24 protein-coding genes are annotated in these 22,577 nt (G+C 39.2%); 14 read left to right on the top strand and 10 right to left on the bottom strand.

Translation table 11 applies throughout. The features are described from left to right. The first annotated feature begins 36 nt into the window (after positions 1-36). Both QZ620_RS04105 and QZ620_RS04100 read left to right on the top strand, forming a co-directional pair. Positions 37-969 carry a peptidylprolyl isomerase gene (locus QZ620_RS04105; RefSeq protein ID WP_295179368.1) on the top strand — a complete coding sequence of 311 codons (933 nt, stop codon included), beginning with the start codon at positions 37-39 and terminating at the stop codon, positions 967-969. A gap of 61 nt (positions 970-1,030) precedes the next feature. After that, positions 1,031-1,579, top strand: a complete 549-nt coding sequence (locus tag QZ620_RS04100; RefSeq protein WP_295179366.1) for a YfiT family bacillithiol transferase — start codon at positions 1,031-1,033, stop codon at positions 1,577-1,579. A gap of 30 nt (positions 1,580-1,609) precedes the next feature. Here QZ620_RS04100 and QZ620_RS04095 read toward each other — a convergent pair whose 3' ends face one another. Continuing rightward, on the bottom strand, positions 1,610-2,254 hold the full coding sequence (locus tag QZ620_RS04095; protein WP_295179364.1) for a peroxiredoxin: 645 nt from the start codon (positions 2,252-2,254) through the stop codon (positions 1,610-1,612). 96 nt (positions 2,255-2,350) lie between these two features. Further along, entirely contained in the window at positions 2,351-2,908 is a 558-nt protein-coding gene (locus QZ620_RS04090) for a thioredoxin family protein (RefSeq protein ID WP_295179362.1), read from the bottom strand. A 65-nt stretch (positions 2,909-2,973) separates the two neighbouring features. Between QZ620_RS04090 and QZ620_RS04085 the strand changes: the two genes are divergently transcribed. Beyond that, a complete protein-coding gene (locus QZ620_RS04085; RefSeq protein WP_295179360.1) occupies positions 2,974-3,315 on the top strand; it encodes a tRNA-binding protein in 342 nt (113 codons plus the stop codon). On the opposite strand, the gene QZ620_RS04080 is transcribed toward QZ620_RS04085, so the two are convergent. From QZ620_RS04080 to QZ620_RS04060, 5 genes are all read right to left on the bottom strand, one after another. Next, positions 3,312-4,022 (bottom strand): TrkA family potassium uptake protein, encoded by a 711-nt coding sequence (locus tag QZ620_RS04080; protein ID WP_295179358.1) that lies wholly within the window; start codon positions 4,020-4,022, stop codon positions 3,312-3,314. The two genes, QZ620_RS04085 and QZ620_RS04080, sit on opposite strands and share 4 nt — an antisense overlap. 3 nt (positions 4,023-4,025) lie before the next feature. After that, entirely contained in the window at positions 4,026-5,771 is a 1,746-nt protein-coding gene (locus QZ620_RS04075; protein ID WP_295179356.1) for a potassium transporter TrkG, read from the bottom strand. Positions 5,772-5,962: 191 nt separating this feature from the next. Further along, positions 5,963-8,476, bottom strand: a complete 2,514-nt coding sequence (locus tag QZ620_RS04070) for a M14 family metallopeptidase (RefSeq protein WP_295179354.1) — start codon at positions 8,474-8,476, stop codon at positions 5,963-5,965. A 77-nt stretch (positions 8,477-8,553) separates the two neighbouring features. After that, positions 8,554-8,934: a PUR family DNA/RNA-binding protein gene (locus QZ620_RS04065; RefSeq protein WP_295179352.1), complete on the bottom strand. Its 381-nt coding sequence runs from the start codon at positions 8,932-8,934 to the stop codon at positions 8,554-8,556. 73 nt (positions 8,935-9,007) lie between these two features. Beyond that, positions 9,008-10,765: an ABC transporter ATP-binding protein gene (locus QZ620_RS04060; RefSeq protein WP_295179351.1), complete on the bottom strand. Its 1,758-nt coding sequence runs from the start codon at positions 10,763-10,765 to the stop codon at positions 9,008-9,010. Between the two features lie 133 nt (positions 10,766-10,898). Between QZ620_RS04060 and QZ620_RS04055 the strand changes: the two genes are divergently transcribed. From QZ620_RS04055 to yajC, 4 genes are all read left to right on the top strand, one after another. Next, positions 10,899-12,002: a Glu/Leu/Phe/Val dehydrogenase gene (locus QZ620_RS04055; protein WP_295179349.1), complete on the top strand. Its 1,104-nt coding sequence runs from the start codon at positions 10,899-10,901 to the stop codon at positions 12,000-12,002. A gap of 84 nt (positions 12,003-12,086) precedes the next feature. Next, positions 12,087-13,031, top strand: coding sequence for a transcription antitermination factor NusB (nusB, locus tag QZ620_RS04050; protein ID WP_295179347.1), 945 nt, complete (start codon positions 12,087-12,089; stop codon positions 13,029-13,031). Between the two features lie 53 nt (positions 13,032-13,084). After that, a complete protein-coding gene (locus tag QZ620_RS04045; protein ID WP_295179344.1) occupies positions 13,085-13,549 on the top strand; it encodes a DUF1573 domain-containing protein in 465 nt (154 codons plus the stop codon). Between the two features lie 8 nt (positions 13,550-13,557). After that, a complete protein-coding gene (yajC, locus tag QZ620_RS04040) occupies positions 13,558-13,851 on the top strand; it encodes a preprotein translocase subunit YajC (protein ID WP_295179343.1) in 294 nt (97 codons plus the stop codon). Positions 13,852-13,901: 50 nt separating this feature from the next. On the opposite strand, the gene QZ620_RS04035 is transcribed toward yajC, so the two are convergent. The 3 genes from QZ620_RS04035 to pepT all read right to left on the bottom strand — a co-directional run bounded on the left by QZ620_RS04035 (position 13,902) and on the right by pepT (position 15,741). Next, complete coding sequence (locus tag QZ620_RS04035) at positions 13,902-14,063, bottom strand: YdeI/OmpD-associated family protein (protein WP_295179341.1); 162 nt, start codon at positions 14,061-14,063, stop codon at positions 13,902-13,904. Positions 14,064-14,074: 11 nt separating this feature from the next. Beyond that, positions 14,075-14,314: a hypothetical protein gene (locus QZ620_RS04030; protein ID WP_295179339.1), complete on the bottom strand. Its 240-nt coding sequence runs from the start codon at positions 14,312-14,314 to the stop codon at positions 14,075-14,077. A 185-nt stretch (positions 14,315-14,499) separates the two neighbouring features. Continuing rightward, positions 14,500-15,741: a peptidase T gene (pepT, locus tag QZ620_RS04025; RefSeq protein WP_295179337.1), complete on the bottom strand. Its 1,242-nt coding sequence runs from the start codon at positions 15,739-15,741 to the stop codon at positions 14,500-14,502. Between the two features lie 110 nt (positions 15,742-15,851). On the opposite strand from pepT, the gene QZ620_RS04020 reads away from it, so the two are divergent. The 7 genes from QZ620_RS04020 to QZ620_RS03990 form a co-directional block, all read left to right on the top strand. Next, positions 15,852-16,874, top strand: coding sequence for a quinone-dependent dihydroorotate dehydrogenase (locus QZ620_RS04020; RefSeq protein ID WP_295179336.1), 1,023 nt, complete (start codon positions 15,852-15,854; stop codon positions 16,872-16,874). 5 nt (positions 16,875-16,879) lie between these two features. Next, entirely contained in the window at positions 16,880-17,494 is a 615-nt protein-coding gene (locus QZ620_RS04015) for a LysE family translocator (protein WP_295179334.1), read from the top strand. Positions 17,495-17,599: 105 nt separating this feature from the next. Beyond that, positions 17,600-18,463 (top strand): hydroxymethylglutaryl-CoA lyase, encoded by an 864-nt coding sequence (locus QZ620_RS04010; RefSeq protein WP_295179332.1) that lies wholly within the window; start codon positions 17,600-17,602, stop codon positions 18,461-18,463. Between the two features lie 134 nt (positions 18,464-18,597). Next, positions 18,598-19,809 carry a DUF4856 domain-containing protein gene (locus tag QZ620_RS04005; RefSeq protein ID WP_295179331.1) on the top strand — a complete coding sequence of 404 codons (1,212 nt, stop codon included), beginning with the start codon at positions 18,598-18,600 and terminating at the stop codon, positions 19,807-19,809. 43 nt (positions 19,810-19,852) lie between these two features. Next, positions 19,853-20,971: an imelysin family protein gene (locus QZ620_RS04000; protein WP_295179329.1), complete on the top strand. Its 1,119-nt coding sequence runs from the start codon at positions 19,853-19,855 to the stop codon at positions 20,969-20,971. 7 nt (positions 20,972-20,978) lie between these two features. After that, a complete protein-coding gene (locus QZ620_RS03995) occupies positions 20,979-22,343 on the top strand; it encodes an HTTM domain-containing protein (protein WP_295179326.1) in 1,365 nt (454 codons plus the stop codon). Next, the coding region (locus tag QZ620_RS03990; protein ID WP_295179324.1) for a carboxypeptidase-like regulatory domain-containing protein at positions 22,324-22,577 on the top strand (254 nt) is incomplete at its 3' end. The genes QZ620_RS03995 and QZ620_RS03990, both read left to right, overlap by 20 nt.

Genomic DNA, 22,577 nt, shown 5'->3' with positions numbered 1-22,577 from the left:
AGCAATTATCTTTGTAGCTTATTAAAAATTAAAATAATGAACGACGGATTATACGCAAAATTCCATACTTCTAAAGGAGAGATCCTGGCTGAACTGGAATTTCAAAAAACACCTGGAACTGTAGGGAACTTTGTAGGTCTTGCAGAAGGGAAGATAGAAAATGACCCGAAAGATAAGGGAGTTCCTTATTACGACGGACTCAAATTTCACCGAGTGATTCCAGATTTTATGGTTCAGGGAGGAGATCCTCAGGGAACCGGAGCTGGAGGACCTGGTTACAATTTCGATGATGAGATCCATGCCGATCTAAGACATGACGCTCCAGGAAAATTATCAATGGCCAATGCCGGACCGGGTACTAATGGAAGTCAGTTTTTTATCACTCACGTAGAAACGCCATGGTTAGACGGTAAACATACAGTCTTCGGAAGTGTAGTTGAAGGACAGGATGTAGTAGACAAGATTCAACAAAACGATACGATCGAAAAGTTGGAGATCGTAAGAATTGGTGCAGAAGCTGAAGCATTCGACGCAGCTGAAGCATTCAATTCATTCACCGCTCAAAAGCAGGAAAAAGAAGCTGAAGCAAAGAAGAAAGCTGCCGCTGAAGTTGACAAGCTTGCTGCAGGTTTTAAATCTACAGAAAGTGGTTTGCGATACCAGATCATCCAGAAGGGTGATGGCGTACAAGCTGAAAAAGGTAAGAACGTATCGGTACACTATAAAGGTCAGTTAGCTGATGGTACTGTTTTCGATTCTTCTTACAAAAGAAATCAGCCTTTGGAATTTCCAGTAGGTGTAGGCCATGTGATCCCGGGATGGGATGAAGGTATACAATTACTACAGGTTGGAGATAAGGCAAGAATGGTGATCCCATCAGACCTTGCTTACGGAGAGCGTGGTGCAGGTGGTGTAATTCCACCAAATGCTGTGCTTATTTTCGATGTGGAATTGATGGATGTAAAATAATATAGACTTATATATTTCTTAAAAACGCCCTGATTCTTCAGGGCGTTTTCTATTTTTAGATATGAGTACAGAAGAAGAGATTGAAAATTTGAAATTTCCTATCGGGGAATTTGAAATTCCGGAACAGGTTTCCGTGGAAAACATAAGAAATTATATTGATGAAGTGGCCAGATTGCCTCAGGCATTGATCGAGGAGGTCGAACATCTTGACCAGGATCAATTACAAATGGTCTATCGTCCTGAAGGTTGGAACATCCGGCAATTGGTGCATCATATTGCCGATAGCCATATGAGTGCATTTATGCGCTTTAAATGGGCGCTTACTGAAGATGAGCCAACTATTAAGGCATTCAATGAGAAAGGTTTTGCAGAACTGGCTGATTCAAAATTCACACCTGTAACGTTATCCCTTGGATTCCTTAAAGCCCTGCACGCGAAATGGATCATCTTGCTGGAGAATATGAGCACAGAGGATTTCGAGAGAACTTTTATACATCCGGAATCTGGCTTTCGTTACAGTTTAAAACAAAGTCTGGCTAATTACGCCTGGCATGGGAAACATCATCTGGAGCATATCATCGAACTTAAAAAAAGAAAAGGCTGGGATTAACCAGCCTTTTAGATTTTATAAATCGAAATATTACTTTTTTAGTTCCGGTTGTGCAGTTGTTCTCAGGTAAGGTTTTAGCGTTTTGTAGCCTTTTGGGAACATTTTGTCTGCCTCCTCATTGCTTACCGATGGACTAATTACTACATCATCACCTTGTTTCCAGTTCGCTGGCGTTGCTACTTTATTGTAAGCAGTAAGTTGTAAAGAGTCAATTACCCTTAGTAATTCCTCAAAATTTCTACCTGTACTCGCAGGGTACGTAAGCGTCAATTTAATGGACTTATCTGGAGCGATCACGAATACCGAGCGTACGGTAAGTGTGTTGTCAGCTTTTGGATGGATCATTCCGTATAGATCTGAAACCTTTTTATCCTCATCTGCTATGATCGGAAAGTTCACCGTGGTATTCTGAGTTTCATTAATGTCCTTAATCCAGTCTTTGTGAGACTTTACTCCGTCAACACTAAGCGCCAGTACTTTTACATCCCTTTTCTTGAATTCTTCAGCATAATTCGCGGCAGCTCCCAATTCAGTTGTGCAAACTGGAGTATAATCTGCCGGGTGAGAGAATAGGATTCCCCAGCTATCGCCTAGAAATTCATGAAAACTAATTTTCCCTTCAGATGTATCTGCTGTAAAATCTGGTGCTATATCGCCTAATTTCAAATCACTCATAATCAATCTGTTTTTTTTGTTATTAAATCCTACTGAAATAGTAGGTTATTCAAATTTAAAGAATTGTAGGGAGTCAAATGAAAAGATCAAGTTAAATTAAGTGTTCCATTTGATGTTACAACCAATCGATGGCTTTTGATCTTTATTGACCTTACGATTATTCAACACCGCATCCATCGCTTCCCTGATGTCTCTTCCGTTGGAATGCAGACCATTATTTGGTCTGCTGTCATCCAGTTGCCCACGATATATCAATTTAAGTTCAGCGTCAAAAAGGAAAAAATCTGGAGTGCAGGCTGCCTGGTATTTTCTTGCGATCTCCTGAGTGCCATCGAATAAATAAGGAAATGAATATTGATTTTTCGATGCAACTTCTGTCATCAGGTCTGGATGATCTTCCGGGTAACTTTCGGGATCATTACTACTTATACCCGCGAAGCCAAAGCCAAGTTGCCTGTATTCATTCGCGAGTCTCACAATTTCCCCGTTAATATGTTTTACAAAAGGACAGTGATTTGAAAGAAACATGATAAGTGTTCCTTTTTCGCCTTTGATATTTTTTAGATCCAGCAGATGTCCGGTTCGGGTATCCATCAGTTTAAAGTCTGGAGCATCGCTTCCAAGCGGAAGCATTTTGGAGGATGTAAGTGACATCTTTTTCTTTAAAATTAATTATTAATGCTCAATATTCTCTATATTTCCATCTTTAAATTCTGAATATGATAAGTGAAATTAGCTGGGAGGATTTCGAGAAAGTTGATATGCGAGTAGGAACAATTCTGGAAGCTGAGGAACTTCCGAAGGCTAGAAAGCCGGCCTATAAGATGCTGATAGATTTTGGAGAAGAAATTGGTACGAAGCGAACATCTGCACAGATCACCAGGCGGTACACGATAGAAGAACTTCCCGGTAGACAGGTGATCGCCGTAGTCAATTTCCCGGTAAAAAGAATTGCCGGTTTTAAAAGCGAATGTCTAGTGATGGGAGTGGTAAGTGATGAAACTGATGTTGTATTGCTCTCACCAGATCAAAAAGTACCAAATGGACTCAGGATTGCTTAATTCTGGGCTTCCTTAAACTTTTTATGTTGATCCAGTAATTTACGAATATCCTTATTGTGTCCATAAAGCACCATGATATCGTCTTTATATAATTTGGTATCTGCATGCACAATTCCCTGTACGGTGTTTCTTTCAGTTGGAGTTCCAAGCTCGTTTTTACCTTCAGAAACATTCATGGTCGTAAGTATAAGAATATTGAATTCTCCCTTGATGTCCAGTTCCTTTACAGTTTTGTCGTGATACTCTTCAGGTATTTTAGTCTCAACAATGCTAAAATTACTGTCCAGTTCAAAACTATCTACCACACCTTCAAGATTTAATCTTTGTGCCCAGCGGTGAGCAGTTTCTTCTTCAGGATGAATAATTTCTGTAATACCCATCGTTTGCAATACCGTTCGCTGTAGTGGATCTATCGCGCGGCTTATAATTCTTTTCACCTTCATTTGCTTCATAAGCGCGGCGGCCATGATATTGGCACCTTTATCTTCTCCAATCCCAACGATCACCACGTCGCAATCCTTCAGTGGTAAATTCTTAACGGCTTCCATATCTGTTGCATCCAGACTAATAGCATGAGTAATTTTCTCCTTCATGCTTTCAACCTTGCTCATACTAATATCCACACCAATAACTTCGTTGCCCATTTCTGCAAGCTGTTCTGCAATGGACGATCCAAAGTTTCCAAGACCAATTACGATATATTTCATGTGTTAGTTTATTAAAATTTCATCTGTAGGCACTCTGTAATTAAGGTGTTTAGCCTTCCGAAGCATAGCAATTAAAAGGGTGAGCATGCTAACTCTTCCTATAAACATCGTAAATATAAGAACGATCTTAGACGAAGATGAAAGGCTGGAAGTAATTCCTGTGGAAAGTCCCACGGTACTATAAGCCGAAAATGCTTCAAATGCAATATCTATGATCGCTATATCTTTTTCGAAGATCGTCATCAGGAATATAGCGATGCTAATCACCATAAGTGAAAGCGATATAATAGCAAATGCCCGGCGAATAGAATTACTTGATACTTCTCTTTTGTACACCTCGATGCGATCCTTGCCTTTTCCAAGGCTAACAAAATTTAAGGCGGCAATGGCGATAGTGCTCGTCTTTATTCCACCACCCGTAGATGCAGGAGAGGCTCCAATCCACATGAGCATAAAAATAAGCATAAGCGTACTTACATTTAATGCCTGCATGTCTACAGTATTAAAACCGGCTGTACGCGGCGTAGCAGCTCCAAAGAATGCAGTGACGATTTTCCCAAACCAGTTATGTTCCGCCAAAGTGTTGTTGTATTCTAAAATATAGAAACCTAAAGTTCCCACGCTTAAGAGGATTATCGTGGTAACAATGACGATTCGTGTATTGAGATTGATCACCCATGGCGAGTAAGGTAAAGGCCTTTTATTATTGAGCTTAAGCAGTAGATTTGAAAATGTATATTTGAGATATTTATAAATATTCAGAACTATAGGAAAACCAATCCCTCCAAGAATGAATAATACGGCAATTACCAGATGCAGCGGATAATTAAATCTGAAAATTGGTTCATAAAGACTGTTTTCAAGCGTAGAGAATCCTGCATTACAAAAGCCACTTATTGCGTGAAATAACGAAAAGAATATGCGGTCACTAATCTGGCTCAATTCATTTTCGCTTAAGCTGAAATATATAAAAACAGCTCCCAGCAATTCAGTAATAAAAGTGATGGAAAGAATTTTCTTAAGTACACCGAAAACTTCACCTATACGTTCTGAATTGGTAGCATCTTTGAGTAAAAGCTGATTCTCGAAACTGGTCTGTCCACGAAAAAAGTAACTAAAATAACTGGCAAAGGTCATGACCCCGAGTCCGCCTAACTGCATTAAAAGTAGAAGGATGGATTGCCCGAAAGTAGTGAAATAAGAACCGGTATCTACAACGATAAGACCGGTCACACATACTGCGCTTGTAGAAGTGAAAAGTGCATCCAGAAGTCCGATTCCTTCATGTGTCGCCTTAGGCAACATTAGTAAACCAGTGCCGACTAATATAATACCCAGGAAACTACTTATAAATAGCTGAGCTGGATTTAGGTATGCTTTATTAAATCTAAAATTGATGGTGGCAAGTTCTCGTATGAAGTAGACGAGCGATGCGAAATACATGTAAGCCATCTTATTGAGGAATTGCAAACCCGGAAAATTCTCCATAAGAACATCTGTCTTCACGATACTTAGCAGGAGAATAAGCGTTCCAAGGATAGCGTCGAGGATCCTTATCTTGGCAGGAACCTTAACCTTTAGAACAAAATACCGACACAGGATCGCAGCGATCCCTATCAATAAGACTACATAATAAAAACTGTTTAGCTGGGCTTCCTGAAGATCTTCCTGTTTAAATCCTAGATCATATAGAGCTACAAGCAATGCAATGCAACTGGCGAAAAAGGAGAGACTGTTGAGGTAACTCAAAAACCTCTCATTTCGCAACCATGATTTAAATCCGGAGAATTTCAATAATTGGAATTTATAAGCATGAATTTTATGTGATAGAGAATAGGTCCAATAGGTTTGACTTTATAGGAGCTATTGTTCCTTAACAAACCGGTACAAAGTTATGTAACCGACTATATAAGATTGCTAAAATTTACCCAAACTATCGGTTACATTTCTGTTCCGAAGAAGATAGCATTCATCAGTAATTTATTAGTACCGTACCAGAATGCTCTAAAGTTTGTGTTGTCTGTAAAAAGCATCACTTCCCCGCGGCCAAGTCTGTCATGTTTAAACGGAACCGTTCCGGCAAGAGAATCCAGGTTTGGTTTGCTTATATATCCACTCAGTAAGGGTTCTTCAGTATATCGAATCGGGTTCTTATAGCTCTGCTTATCGGCTTCCATAAAAATCGTGGTGTTTCTGAAGAGCGCGATTTTATCTCTATTGTATCCAAAAGCGATTGGATGAGTTCTGTCCAGATCTGCTTCAAAGATCGCTCCACCAATTACTTGTGCGCCACGGAAGTCACCACGCTCTCCAAAACTGACATCCTTTGCAGTATTCTCTGTTTTTTTAGTTTCAAAATCAATGAAATCATTATTTTTTAGCCAGTTTACAGCACTTCTAAAGCCTATGATGGTTCCTCCGTTTTTAGTCCAATCCTTCAGCTGAGTCGCAACTCCATCATTCAATCCACCGCCCCAGGTACTTGGTACTATGATATCGGTATATCTGCTCAGGTCACTTCCGGAGAGATCTTTAAGATCAAGTTTGGTAATTTTCATGTCGTAACGCTGATCGAACAAATGCCAGATCTCACCGGCATCATAGGAAGATATGGATCCACCAACCAGAATGGCAACCTGTTGGTGTTCGATTGCCCTAAACTGGTTACTTCCAAGATTAATTCCGCCGGTCATTCCGGTTGGAATTCCCTTAATGGCTATATGGCTTGCTTCTGAAACTTCAGTCATGAAACTATAAAGCTCATCCTGCTCTAATTTTTGATTCTGGACAGGAATCATGATCGTTCCTGCAGCGAATTCATTGCCTTCAAAGGTAAATGCTTCCATGGAAACTTTAGCGCGAAGACCTTTCTCCAGGATCATATTCAGAGCTTTTGGAGCAAGGTAATTTTGCCAGTCTAGCAAATACGCATAAGAACTTTTCTCAGGTTGTTCTGGTGTAGGTATTTCCAGTTCCTGGATCTTCTCTCCGGCATTTTTCATCGCAACATCTTCAGAAAAGTCAAGATTGAACGCTAAGGGGAATGTCCATGCAGATATATCATAGAACAGGCTATCCTGAAACTCAGTTCTTCGTTCAAACATCGCCTTTAATAGTCGGTGTTGCCTTTGATCCTTTGGTACTACATAGGAATTTCCTTTTTTGAATTTTAAGCCCGCTTCCGTAAAATCTTTATCCACTTTGTGGACTTCGATCTGGTGACGCTTCAAAATCTTTGCAAGTTCATAGGCCTTGATAGGATCATGTTCACTACCAAACGCATAGGCACCACTTGATGCACTATTCCGGGATTCTTTGAAGAAATTACGCAGATAGTTTAATAATTTTTCACGCATATTTTCAGCAGCTTTTAAAGTTGAAAGCGCCGCTGTGAATTGATTGCGAATCGTAAATGGAAATGTAAGAATACCATTATCAGTTTCCTGAGCGTGACCCCGAGAACTTCCCTGTTCGAAAAGAATTCCTATACTTCCATTAATGTCTGGGAAGGTAGAGCCTTTTCCGTAGTAGAAATCATCATAATTTTCTTCGGTGTAATACAGTGATCCAATTTCATCAAAAGCCTGAGCATGATAAGTTCCTATTTCTTTAGTCAGATCCTGGTTCAGCTGCGGAGTGAGCGGGTGCGTACGTGAGGGAATCCCGGGTTGAAAGAAAAACGAAGAATTTGATCCCATCTCATGATGATCTGTTAGAACATTGGGATACCAGTCGTGAAATGTTTTGATCCTTGCCTGGGACTCTGGTAATTGCACCGGTAGCCAATCTCGATTCATATCGAACCAGTAATGATTGGTTCTTCCGCCCGGCCAGATCTCGCTGTATTCTCTGTCCTGAGGATCTGGATTGATATTTTTACTCTTATTAGTATTTGCCCAGTAGGCGAAACGTTGAAGCCCATCTGGATTGAAAGCGGGATCTAAGAGAATTACTGTATTTTTTAAAGTTTCTTCGATTTCGGGACCTTCAGCTGCGGCGAGGTAATAGGCGTAGAGAAGGGCAGCATTGGATCCACTGGCTTCGTTTCCGTGGATGGAGAATCCCTGGTTAATTACAACGGGCATGTTCGACAGATCTTCCGAAGAATTTTCAGAGACTATCTTGATGTGTTTTTTTCTGATCTCTTCAAGATTTGCAATATTCCCTTCAGAAGAAACAGTGAGCAGGATCAATGGCCTGCCCTCATAAGTAGTTCCGCGATTTTCAATTTTTAGTCGGGGAGAGGCCGCTGCCAGGGTATGCATGTATGAAACCAGGCGGTCGTGACTTACATGCCATTCACCGGGTATAAATCCAATGCTTTCTTCAGGAGTAGGAATGGATTCATTGTAAGAAATATCAGTCGGTAAATAATAGCTCATAGACAGATCATCATTCTGGGCATGGCTTATGTGTAGTACTAGAAAAAGAGAAAAAAATAAAAGTTTGCGCATTGGTTTATTTTGAAAAGCCCTAATATAAAAAAAACCGTCCTGATAGGGACGGTTTATATAGTGTATAGACGTTTTGTCTAGATATCATCAAAACTTACATCTGTAAATTTCTCTGCTGCCGGAGATGCTGTTTGCTCAACTGGCTGCTCATCATATTCTTTCTTGAAATCTTTCTGGTGACGTTCGCTGATCACTTCCTCACCTTTTTCATTAACGATAAAGTCCGTCATTTCCTCAAGGATCTCTCTAAATCCATCAAAATCTTCTTTGTAAAGGTAGATCTTGTGTTTTTTGTAGTAGAAAGAACCATCGTCGTTCGTGAACTTCTTGCTTTCAGTAATTGTTAGATAGTAATCATCTGCACGGGTACTTCTAACATCGAAAAAATAAGTTCTTCTTCCTGCTCTTAAAACTTTAGAGAATATTTCCTCTTTCTCCATCATTCCCTTGTCGCTCATAAAATAGATTCTTTAATGGTTGTTATTAACGAGCTCAAAAATCTAAAAATTTTTAACATCTAGCAAAAAATTTTCACATTTCTTTTTCATTTAGCTGTTTTGCGTAGAGTTCTTTGTAGTATCCTTCACTAGTGATCAGCTGCTCATGACTGCCTTCCTGTACTACCAGTCCGTCTTCGAGGATAATGATCCTGTCGGCATTTTTAGCTGAAGAAATTCTGTGACTTACGATGATCGTGGTTTTCTCTTTTGTAATTTCAAAGAGATTATTGAGTATTTCCTCTTCAGTTTCAGTATCAACTGCAGATAAGCAATCGTCGAATAAGAGAATTTCGGGGTCATGTATAATTGCTCTCGCGATAGACACCCGTTGCTTTTGTCCGCCAGAAAGTGTGATTCCGCGTTCACCAAGAACTGTGTCGTAACCTTTTCTGAAGCCCTGGATATTCTTATGTACGGAAGCATTTTTCGCCGCTGTAATAATTTCTTCTTCGGAAGCATCTGTTTTTCCGAATTTGATATTATTTCTAATACTGTCACTAAACAGGAAAGCATCCTGTGGTACATAGCCAATATTTTCCCGAAGACTTTCCAGGTTCACCGTATCTATTTTGTGACCATCGATCAATAGTTCACCCTCATCAATATCGTAAAGACGACCAATTAATTCAAGAATGGTTGATTTTCCAGAACCAGTCTTTCCAATCACCGCCAGTGTTTCCCCTTTTTCCACCTTAAAGCTTACGTTCTTAAGTGCGGTAATATTAGTATCATCGTAAGTAAAGCTCACATTCTTAAATTCAATACTACCGTTGATCGCATCCTGTTCGGTCTTGGGATTGGTAATTTCAGGTTTCTCACTAAGAAATTCATTGATACGTTCCTGAGATGCTTCCGCCTGCTGAACCAGGGAGGTTACCCATCCAATGGCTGCAACCGGCCAGGTAAGCATATTTACATAAAGTATGAATTCTACCAGTACGTCGATATTCTCGATCTTTCCGGAAATTATCTGTCTTCCTCCAATATAAATCACGATAATATTACTGATCCCAATTAAAAGGATCATAAGCGGGAAGAAAAATGCCTGTACTTTTACCAGGTCAATATTCTTATCTCTACTACCATTAGAGAGCTCTGTAAAGTTTTTGTTGGTTTGAGGTTCAAGACCATAGGATTTTATAACAGCGATCCCGCTGAAACTTTCCTGGGTGAACGTATTAAGTTTTGAAAGATATTGCTGTACAACCGTACTTCTTTTGTGAATGGCAACACTTAATTTGTAAATGGAAAATGCCAGAATGGGTAAAGGAATTACTGTGTACAATGTTAGCAAAGGAGCGGCCTGGATCATAAAGATCAAAACCACAACGGTTGAGGTAAATGTCGTAACACTATACATGATAGCAGGACCTAAATATAATCTCACTTTAGAGACATCTTCGCTAATCCTGTTCATTAGATCTCCGGTTCTGTTCTTCTTGTAGAAGTTTAAAGAGAGATCCTGGTAGTGACGGTAAACTTCGTTTTTGAGATCATATTCAATATGTCTGGAAACCACAATAAAAGTTTGTCGCATTAGAAAAGTAAGAAATGCAGATATCAGAGTAGTTCCTACTATAAGGAGGATATTGTAAAGAAGTTCATCTTTGAGGACAGAAACATTGGTCACTTCGCCATTAATGTATTGTTCTATAATGACTGTACTTTTACCAATTAAAGGGATGTAGTAGATCCCAAAAATTCTGGCGGCAATCGTAATAACCAATCCAATAAGTAGTTTCCATTTGTATTTGTAGAAATATTTATTGAGATGCTGAAGATTCTTCATTCAGTGAGATTCTATAAAGTTGAGGATTCTGTAATTTAACACGTTTAGAATCCATGCTTTTTAAATAATTATTATTTTTGCGGCGGATTTTTGATCAAATTCAAAATCTGAATAATTTAAAAATCAACAAATTATGCAAGTTGACGTTCTAAATGCAAATGAACTAAAAAAAGCTGCTCCGGTTTTTGGACAGGTGTCTTTTGACGAACACGAACAAATCGTTTTTTGCAACGACAAAGATACAGGTTTAAAGGCAATAATTGGTATCCATAATACGGTTTTAGGACCAGCTCTGGGAGGAACCAGAATGTGGAATTACACTAGTGAATGGGAGGCTGTAAATGATGTATTGCGTCTTTCTCGTGGTATGACCTTTAAGAGTGCGATCACCGGTCTAAATCTTGGTGGTGGGAAAGCTGTTATCATAGGTGATGCTAAAACAGATAAAACTCCTGCGCTAATGAAGCGTTTTGGAGAATTTGTACATTCTTTAGGTGGTAAATACATTACTGCAGAGGATGTAGGTATGGAAACTTCAGATATGGATACCGTACGTGAGGTAACACCTTATGTAACCGGGATCTCAGAATCCCAGGGTGGAGCAGGGAATCCTTCTCCAATTACTGCCTATGGTGTATTTATGGGGATCAAAGCTTCAGCTAAATTCAAGTATGGATCAGATGATCTTGAAGGTAAAAAAGTTCTGGTTCAGGGAATTGGTCATGTTGGAGAAACCCTGGTAGAATATTTAACCGGAGATGGAGCTGAAGTTTATATCACAGATATTAACGAGGACAGACTTGCAGAAGTAAGTAAGAAATACGGAGCTCATATATTTACAGATAGAGATATTTACTCTGCTGAAGTAGATATTTATGCACCTTGTGCACTTGGAGCGACCATTAACGATGATACTATAGACAGATTGAAGGTTGATATCATCGCTGGCGCTGCGAACAATCAACTTGCAGATGAGGTTGCTCACGGGCAGATCCTTCAGAACAGAGGTATCGTCTATGCGCCAGATTTCCTTATTAACGCAGGTGGGATTATTAATGTGTATGCTGAATTGGAAAATTACGACAAGCAGGAAATCATGCGCAAGACGGAGAATATCTACAATACCACTTTGAGAATTCTTGAAAAAGCTTCTAAAGACGATATCACTACGCACTTTGCAGCTTTGCAAATAGCGAAGCAACGTATTGCCGATAGAAAAAAACAGAATTTAAATTAGTCAGTTCTAATTTATTAATATTTTTGCAGGGCGAAAGCGAAAAGCTTTCGCCCTTTCTAATTCCTAAAAAGTTCTTTTACAATTATGTTGACAAGAAGACATATCAGGGTTAAAGTAATGCAGTCACTGTATGCATTTAACCAAAGCCAGAATGACAACCTTGCCACTGAAGAGAAATTCCTGCTGAAAAGTATGCAGGAAATGTACGATCTCTTTCTGCTTCAGTTGAGTTTGATCACCGAGATAAGAGAACATGCTGAAGTGTACCTGGAGAAATCCCAGCAAAAACACCTTGCCACTAACGAGGAAAAAGATCCCAATAGAAAATTTATCGATAACCAGATCTTCCAGATCCTGAATGAAAACGAAAGTATTCAGAAGGCATTAGAAGACCACAAGATCAATCACTGGAAACAGGATGATGAATATGTGGCGATCATCTGGAATGAGATTAGAAACAGCGAACTGTATTTAGAATATATGAATACTCGTGAAGGAAGTTTCAAGGATGATAAAGAGCTTATTATCCAGATTTTTAAGGAGATCATTGCTCCTAACGAGAAATTATACGATTACCTTGAAGATAAAAAGTTGACCTGGGTAGATGATCTTCCGTTAGTAAATACCGCCGCCCTTAAATTTCTTCAGAAGTTAAAAGAATCCACCGGTAGAGAAAAGCAGATCGCTCGTTTGTTTAAAAACGATGAGGACAAAGAATTTGCCTTAAAATTATTCCAGAAAACCTATCTAAATGACGAGGACCTTTCCGAAGAAATGCTGGGGAAAACTCCAAACTGGGATAAAGACAGGATTGCTGAAGTAGATATGGTGCTTATAAAAATGGCCATCTGCGAGTTTCTAAAATTTAGCAGTATCCCTGTAAAGGTTACCATTAATGAATACCTGGAGATCGCAAAGGAGTATAGTACTCCAAAAAGTAGCATTTTCATTAATGGTGTACTGGACAAACTTTCCAAGGAATACCAGACAGAAGGCAAGCTAAATAAAATGGGCAGGGGCCTGATGTAGTAAAGAATTTTTAGTATTTTTACCCATTAGAAATTAAACAAAATAACTTCGTCATGAAAAGAACAATTTTGATGTTTGCAGCTGCAGGGGCTATGCTGTTTACCGGATGTAAAGACAATGCCTCAGACAAGGTAAAAGCAGAGAACGTAGAAGCTTCAGCTGAACGTGATGCACAGGCGACTGTTTATCCTGAAATCTCTTTCGAAGAAACTGAATTTGATTTCGGAAACATAGCTAAGGGAACAAACGTTGAGCACGTATTCAAATTCACTAACACTGGAAAAGCTCCTTTAGTGATCACCAATGCTTCAAGTTCTTGTGGATGTACGGTACCAACTTATCCAAAGAATGAAACTATCCAACCAGGTGAATCTGGAGAGATGTTAGTGAAATTCAATGGTTCTGGTAATGGACAGGTAACTAAGACTGTAACAGTATCTGCAAATACTGAAGCTGGAAAAGAACAATTAAAGATCAAAGCTTTTGTAGAAGCTGCGGAAACAGAAACAGCTAGCTAAAAGCATTTATGGATCAATTAACCCAGTTTGCACCGATTATATTGATGTTTGTGGTGGTGTATTTTTTTATGATACGCCCGCAAATGAAGAAAGCAAAACAGGAAAAAACATTTGCCGCTGAACTTAAAAAAGGAGATCGTATTATTACTAAAAGTGGTATGCACGGTAAGATTATTGACTTCAGTGAAAAGAATAATTCGGTAATTATTGAAACAGGCGCCGGTAAGATTACTTTTGATCGTTCATCCATTTCAATGGAAATGAGTCAGAAACTGAATGCTCCGGTTGTAGAGAAGAAATAATCTTCGAAGACATATTATAAAATAAAAAAGCAGCTCATTGAGCTGCTTTTTTATTTTTTATAGCGGTCGTAAAGTCCTATTCCCTTTAAAATTAGAGGTTCGATCTTTTTGATTCTGTTTGTTCGAGTTGCTTGTTTTTTGGCTTCAGCAATAAATTGAGCGTATTCCTTTTGATTACCAAAGCTTAGATCCTGAAATGCTCTTTGTAGCACTTTATTACCATTTATAATATAGCTTCAAGTTCTTCAGGTATTTCAAGCGACTTTGGTTTCACTTTTAATTCCAAACCCGCTTTCTGGTTGGCTATTGCTTCTTCTATATAAGAAATAATTGCATCCTTACTAATTCTATCATTTGGCCCAAACCTGATCTGCCTCAAGGACTTTGTCTTGCCTTCCTGAGCATTGACCAGCAGCGCTGTGTTCTTTTTAAGAAATACGCCGTGGAAGAACCAGATGGCCAAATGGTTCTTAAAAGCACCAAGGCCTATGACATTTTTGCTATCCAGGCTATATACCGGTGCTCACCATTTGATGGAAGCTGTCAATTCGGTTTGTTCCATTAATCCTACAAGCTGCCTGAGTTGTGCATCCCAATCGGCATGAAAGAGTACATATTCTTCAATGGAACTTATCCTACCAAAATCTTTTATTCGTATTTCTTAGCCGTAAGTTCCGCAAGTTTTACGATCACTTCCGCAGCTTTTAGCATACTCTCTACCGGGACATATTCATATTTACCATGGAAATTGTGACCACCAGCAAAGATGTTTGGGCAGGGAAGTCCCATAAAGCTCAGTTGAGCACCATCTGTCCCGCCGCGAATTGGTTTGATAATAGGTTCGATGTCCACCGCTTTCATCGCATCACGGGCCAGGTCTACAATATGCATTACCGGTTCTACCTTTTCTCGCATATTCCGGTATTGGTCAGTGATTTCAACAGTAATCAGATCACGGTCATATTGTGAGCAGATCTCACTGGCCAGATCCTGCATCATTTCTTTACGCGCCTGGAAGTGCCCCAGGTCATGATCTCTTATAATGTATTCCAGAATAGTTTCCTCCACATCTCCATTTATACTGCTTAGATGAAAGAAACCCTGCCTGTCTTCAGTATGCTCGGGGGTTTCCATTCTTGGTAGGGAATTGATAAAATCCTGAGCGATATACATGCTGTTCACCATTTTATCTTTGGCATAACCAGGATGTACGCTTTTGCCTTCCACTTTTACAACTGCGCGAGCTGCATTAAAATTCTCGTATTCCAGTTCTCCAATCTGGCTACCATCCATCGTATAAGCCCATTCTGCTCCAAACTTTTCTACATCAAATTTATGTGCTCCACGACCAATTTCTTCATCTGGCGTAAAACAAACTCTTATTTTTCCATGCGGAATTTCAGGATTATTAACCAGGTATTCCATAGCGGTCATGATCTCTGTGATCCCTGCTTTATCATCTGCGCCCAGAAGGGTTGTGCCATCTGTAGTGATAATCGTTTTGCCTCTATATTGTAACAGGTCGTCAAAGTATTCCGAAGAGAGAATGATATTTCTCTCTTTATTTAGAACAATGTCCTTACCGTCATAGTTTTCGATGATCTGCGGATTCACGTTAGTACCGGAGAAATCTGGAGTTGTATCAAAATGTGAGACAAAACCGATTACAGGAACTTCGTGCGGAACATTTGCAGGCAGACTTGCCATAACATAAGCATGCTCATCTATGGTTACATCCTGCATTCCAATAACCTTCAATTCATCTACAAGCTTATTCGCCAGGTCCCATTGCTTCATGGTGCTGGGCGTCGAAGTACTTTCAGGATCACTTTGTGTATCTATCCTTACGTAGCTTAGAAATCTGTCTATGATATGTTGTGTATTGGTCATGAAGTATAGCTTTTGCTCAAAAATACATATATAGCGTAGCGCGCCAAAACCTTTTAAGTTTTCATATAGATTTTGCTGAAATCCTGCTATTTTTGCATAAACCTACCTAGATGTATAAGTCACTCATAAGACCAGCGCTTTTCAAGTACGATCCAGAGCAGATTCATTATTTCACCTTTAATTTTCTTCGGAAATTTTGCAAGATCCCCGGAGCATTAGCCTTTCTAAGATCAAGATTTAATATTTCTGATAAACGTCTGGAACGGGAAGTCTTTGGACTGAAGTTTAAAAACCCTGTAGGTCTGGCCGCAGGTTTTGATAAAGATGCAAAGCTTTACAAAGAACTTTCAGCTTTCGGTTTTGGTTTCGTAGAAGTAGGAACTGTAACACCAAAGCCCCAGCCAGGGAATGAGAAAACCAGGTTATTCAGGTTACCCGAAGATTCAGCCATTATAAACCGTATGGGTTTTAATAATGAAGGAGTGGAGCAGATGGTTGCCAGATTAAAGGAAAATACAAACGTGCTTATTGGTGGTAATATTGGAAAGAACAAGCTTACTCCCAATGATAAAGCGGTAGATGATTATGTTTATTCTTTTGAAGCACTCTTTGATTATGTAGATTATTTTGTGGTTAATGTTAGCTCACCAAATACTCCGAACTTAAGGGAACTTCAGGATAAAGATCCACTAAAATTACTACTGAACACTCTTCAGAAGAAAAACGAACTTAAAAATAAGTCGAAGCCTATTTTATTAAAGATCGCACCAGATCTTACAGACGAGCAACTTTTGGATATAATTGAGATCGTTCAGGAAACCAGAATCGCCGGGGTGATCGCTACTAATACTACAATTTCGCGTGAAGGACTGCAGTCTGAGAACAAAAGCGAAATGGGCGGACTTAGTGGAAAACCTCTCACAAAAAGGGCTACACAAGTGATACGTTTTCTTTCTGAAAAAAGCGGTCGTTCTTTTCCTATAATCGGGGTCGGAGGAATACATTCTGCAGAAGATGCTGTTGAAAAACTGGAAGCCGGAGCAAGCTTGGTTCAGCTATACACAGGCTTTATTTATGAAGGTCCTCAGCTAATAAAAGATATCAATAAGAAGATTCTGCAGAAAGGATTATAGTTAAGATGCTCGAACAACTAATTCCTTTTCTTACCGCTTCCATACTACTTACATTTTCTCCCGGACCGGATATCATCTATGTATTGGTAAGATCGATCGCATACGGAGCGAAACAGGGTGTCGCTACGGCGTTCGGACTTGTTTCTGGAATAATTATTCATACTAGCCTGGTTGCTTTTGGAGTTTCAGCGATCATCCGGCAATCTGATACTACTTTTCTCATCATAAAAATACTCGGAGCTTTGTATTTACTATACCTCGCTTACCAGGTATACAGATCTAATCCTGAAATTGCCTTTTCTTCGGAAGGAATTAAGCATAAAAGTCTGTTGTCATTATTTCAACAGGGATTCATCATGAACGTCCTGAATCCAAAAGTTGGAATCTTTTTCCTGGCATTCTTTCCTGGATTTCTATGGGAACCTGGTGGCAATACCGTCTGGCAGTTTTATGTTCTTGGTTTTATTTTCATGTTGCAGGCACTAATCATTTTTTGTTTGGTAGCCTTCGCCGCAAACAGGATATCCGGCTGGGTAAGATCATATCCTTCTTCTGGAATATTTCTTAAATGGTTACAGGTCGTCATTTTTATTCTTATAGCGATTCTAATTCTTATCTGATTATAGAATCCTTAGCTATCCTGGGAATAATTGATTCTGAAATTTCAGATTATCAATGAAACTATATTCTTTTTAAATTTTCTTTAAAATACTATCTTTGACCATATGGCTCAAGTGAAACTAATCGAATGTCCCCGCGATGCGATGCAGGGAATTAAAGAATTCATTCCTACAGAGAAAAAGGCGCAGTATATTCAGTCACTTTTAAGGTGTGGATTTGATACTATCGACTTTGGAAGTTTTGTTTCACCCAAGGCTATCCCGCAAATGCAGGATACGGCAGATCTGCTGTCGAGATTAGATCTTTCTAAAACGCAATCCAAATTACTTGCTATCGTTGCTAATACTCGCGGAGCACAGGATGCTTCAGCATTTGAAGAAATTGATTACCTGGGTTATCCATTTTCGATTTCTGAAAATTTTCAGATGCGGAATACTCATAAAACCATTTCTGAATCTGTAGAAGTTTTAAAGGAAATTCTTGATGTTGCCAACAGCTGTAATAAACAAGTGGTTGCTTACCTGAGCATGGGATTTGGCAATCCTTATGGAGATCCATGGAATGTTGAGATCGTGGGTGAATGGACAGAAAAACTGGCGGGAATGGGAGTGAAGATTCTAAGTCTATCAGATACCGTTGGAACTTCTTCGCCAGATATCATTGAATATTTGTTTTCAAACCTAATTCCCAAATACCCTGAGGTAGAATTTGGTGCGCATCTGCATACGACTCCATCGAAGTGGCACGAAAAGATCGACGCTGCTTACAAGGCAGGATGTAGAAGATTTGATGGTGCGATCCAGGGATTTGGTGGTTGCCCTATGGCTAAAGATGAGCTAACGGGGAATATGCCTTCAGAAAAAATGCTTTCCTATTTTAATGCTGCCAAAGCAGATAGTAACATTAAAATGACCAGTTTCGAGTCATCCTACAACGAGGCTTCAAAGATCTTCAACGCCTATCATTAATAGCGTTTATTGAAATAAATACAGGTATTTAGAAAACCTATTTAAAATTAATCTAAATAAATTTGCGGTAATTATAAGCTCATATTATATTTGCGCTGGAATTAGTTATTTTAAACCAGTCTAAATAAAACTATATGAAAAAGCTGTTCGTTTCAGCCTTTGTTGCAGCCCTAACTTTAAGCTCTTGTTCATCTGATGATGACTCTGATATCCTAAACGACAAAAATATCGATGTACCGGTTTCTTACGATTTTACGAGAAACGGTGAATCTACTGTAAACTTCGAAGGACAAACTACCAGACTACAGATGTCTGCAGAACTTCTATCGAACTTCACCGATTTTGATAACGCTTCAGAAGAAATGTTGCTGAATATGTTTGCGAATGAGAATTCACCTTTCGCGAATGCAGATCTTAATGCTTCCAGTAAAAGTATCAAATCCAAAGTAGCAGCTTCAAACCTGTACTTTGCTACCAATAATGTAGAAGCCAGTGAGATCAAAGCTGATTTTGAATCCTGGATTACCGAGCAAATGACTACTGTTAAAGCAAATAAAGATGTGCTTGCAGAAGCAGGTCAGGCAGGACAGATCGCTCAGGGAACGCGTGTAAGATACGTGAATGGAAAAGGTCTGGAATTAAATCAGGCATTTGCCAAGTCGCTAATTGGTGGTCTTCTGGCAGATCAAATTCTTAATAACTACCTGTCTCAGCCAGTTCTTGACGAAGCCGATAACAGGTTGAACAACGATGATGAGCTACCGGAAGAAGGTAAAAATTATACGACGATGGAACATAAGTGGGATGAAGCTTATGGTTACTTATATGGTGATCCATCAATTCCTGCTTCCAATCCAAATTCTATCCTGAATGAAAGCGATGATAGGTTATTGTTCAGCTATTTAGGGCAGGTTGATGAAGATGAAGATTTCACCGGATTGGCTGAAGAAACTTTTGAAGCCTTTAAAACTGGTAGAGCAGCAATCGTTGCAGGGGATTATATAGTACGTGATGAGCAGGTTGCTATTATTCGTGAGAATATTTCCAAAACGATCGCGGTAAGAGCAGTGTACTATCTACAGGATGGTAAGAACCTTCTTGCGAATGGTGAGTTTGGAGCAGCATTCCATGCCTTATCTGAAGGTTATGGTTTCCTTTATAGCTTAAGATTTACCAATAATCCTATGACAAACATGCCTTATGTAAGCGTGTCTGATATCAACAATTTCAAAGATCAATTATTAAGCGGAAATGGATTCTGGGAAGTAAGTCCTGATACTCTGGACAGTATTTCAGAAAAGATCGCTGCAGAATTTGATTTTAGTGTAGCTGAAGCTGCAGAATAATAATTTGCCGGAGTCCTGTGCTCCGGTTTTTCAATTAAACGATATGATTAAATTTTCAAGACTATTCATTGTATTTGCACTGATCTTCGCGGCTTGTTCTTCTGAAGATGACGACACCGAGACAGGTGGGGAAACTGGAGGAACAGATTCTTTTGATCGTAGCGCAATGCTGGTAAACTGGGCAGATAATAACATTGTCCCTGCTTATAATAACATGGCTACTAAGACTCAAAATGTGGAAACGGCAGCCACTGCTTTTACCTCAGCTCCAGATGCTGCAGGTTTGCAGCAACTTCGTGAGGCTTATGTAGATGCATACAAGAGCTTCCAATCGGTTTCTATGTTCCAGGTTGGAAAGGCAGAGGAAATAAACTATCGTAGTTATCTAAATACCTATCCGGCAAATACCTCGAATATCGATTCTAAAATAAGTTCAGGTTCTTTTAATCTGGAATTACCATCCAGTTTTGCAGAACAGGGACTGCCAGCTTTGGATTACCTTTTATTCGGTATGGGAACTTCGGAAGAAACCGTGGCCCTATATAGCTCTAATGAGAACTACCGTGCATATTTAAACGCTGTAGCCTCAAGAATGAATGCTCTTACTACTGAAGTTTCAAATTCCTGGAATGGAGATTACAGAGATACTTTTGTAAGTAATACTTCATCATCAAGTACAGGTTCTGTAGATAAATTTACGAATGACTATGTAATGTACTTCGAGAAGATTCTTAGATCTGGAAAGATAGGATTTCCGGCAGGTGCATTTACAGGGACTGCGTCTCCTTCGAATGTAGAAGCGCGTTTCAATGGTGAGATTTCAAGAGAACTTTACCTGGAAGCGTTACAGAGCTTCGAAGACTTTTTCTACGGAAGACATTTTTCAGGAAACGGAACTGGAAGCAGCTACAAACAATATCTGGAGTATCTGGATAGTATGAAAGACGGATCAGATCTGGCTAGTTTAATTGAAGATCAATTAGATGCCATTCAATCTCAAAGTTCATCTCTGGAAACGAATTTGAAATCACAGGTAGAAAAAGATAACACTAAAATGCTGGAAGCTTATGACGAATTACAGAAGGCTGTGATTCTTCTAAAAGTTGACATGATGCAGGCATTATCCATTAGTGTGGATTATGTAGATTCAGATGGAGATTAATATCTGAATGCTGTTTTCTGCAAATAAATATCTAAAAAAGTATACGGAAGCTGCCCCTTTGGCGGCTTTTCGTTTATTTTTTGGTTTGATGATGTTTGCCAGTATCGTGCGTTTCTGGGCTAACGGCTGGATCGAGAAACTCTACATCACCCCGAAATTTTTTTTCTCTTATTATGGATTTGAATGGGTACAGCCAATAGGTGAGTATACCTATTTTATTTTTATCATCTGCGGACTTTCTTCCCTGGCTGTCGCAGCAGGTTTCAAATACCGACTTTCAATCATTTTGTTTTTCCTGAGTTTCACCTACATCGAGCTTATGGATAAAACAACTTATTTGAACCATTATTACTTTATTAGCATCCTGAGCTTTTTGATGATCTTTCTACCAGCGAATGTGTATTTTTCTATAGATGCCTGGAGAGATAGAAAGAAATCCTTTCAAAAAGTACCGGCCTGGTGCGTGGATTCTTTAAAACTGCTTCTAGCCATCGTATATTTCTATGCGGGACTGGCAAAACTAAATTCAGATTGGTTGTTAAGAGCCATGCCTTTGAAAATCTGGCTACCCTCCAAATACGATCTGCCGTGGCTGGGAGATCTCATGCAGCAGGAATGGTTACATTACGCCTTTAGCTGGAGCGGAATGCTGTACGATCTCTTTATTCCATTTTTACTACTGTGGCATCGTACACGATTTACAGCTTTTGTCATGGTGATCATTTTTCATGTTCTTACCCGTGTACTTTTCCCTATTGGAATGTTCCCTTACATCATGATCGTAAGCGCTTTGATATTTTTTAGTCCGAAGCTACACCACAGGATCCTGCGGTTTATTGCTGAAATATTTAAGATCGATAAATCAAAATTCGATACTTCTGAAGTATACCAATTTCCTGATATTACTGGTAAGATCGTGAGAACTGTCGTAGTGATATTCTTTACAATTCAGCTTTTACTACCATGGAGATATTTAGCATACCCGGGAGAATTATTTTGGACTGAAGAAGGTTTTAGATTTAGCTGGCGGGTGATGCTTATGGAAAAAGCTGGTTACGCTCAATTTAAGATAGTAGATGCTGAAACCGGAAATCGCTTTTACGTTAATAATTCAGATTTTCTGACTCCTTTCCAGGAAAAACAGATGTCATTCCAGCCAGATTTTATTTTGCAATACGCGAAATTTCTTGAAGATCATTTCAGTAAAGATGGTCATCAAAATATAGAGATTTACGTAGACAACTACGTGGCGCTTAACGGGAGAAAGAGTGCGCCTTACATCGATCCTGATGTAAATTTGCTTAATTTTGCCGACTCGTTTGAACACAAAGAATTCATATTACCATTCCAGGATGAAATTAAAGGTCTTTAGTATCATATGCTTGTTTACTTCACTGGCTCAGGCCCAATTCACGGTTCGTGGGACGGTTACTTCAGTCGAAGACGGCTCACCTATTGCTAATGCTGAAGTATGGAACAAAACAGTTTCAGAAATGGTCCTTACCAATGAAGATGGTGTTTTCAGCATAGAGAATCTTCAGCAGGGTAATTACGAATTTGCAATTTTCAGTTTTGAATATGCGATCGCAGATAAAGAGATCTTTAT

Source organism: uncultured Christiangramia sp., from assembly GCF_913046405.1.
GTDB lineage: Bacteria > Bacteroidota > Bacteroidia > Flavobacteriales > Flavobacteriaceae > Christiangramia > Christiangramia marina.
This window is presented reverse-complemented; position numbering and strand designations above follow the sequence as displayed.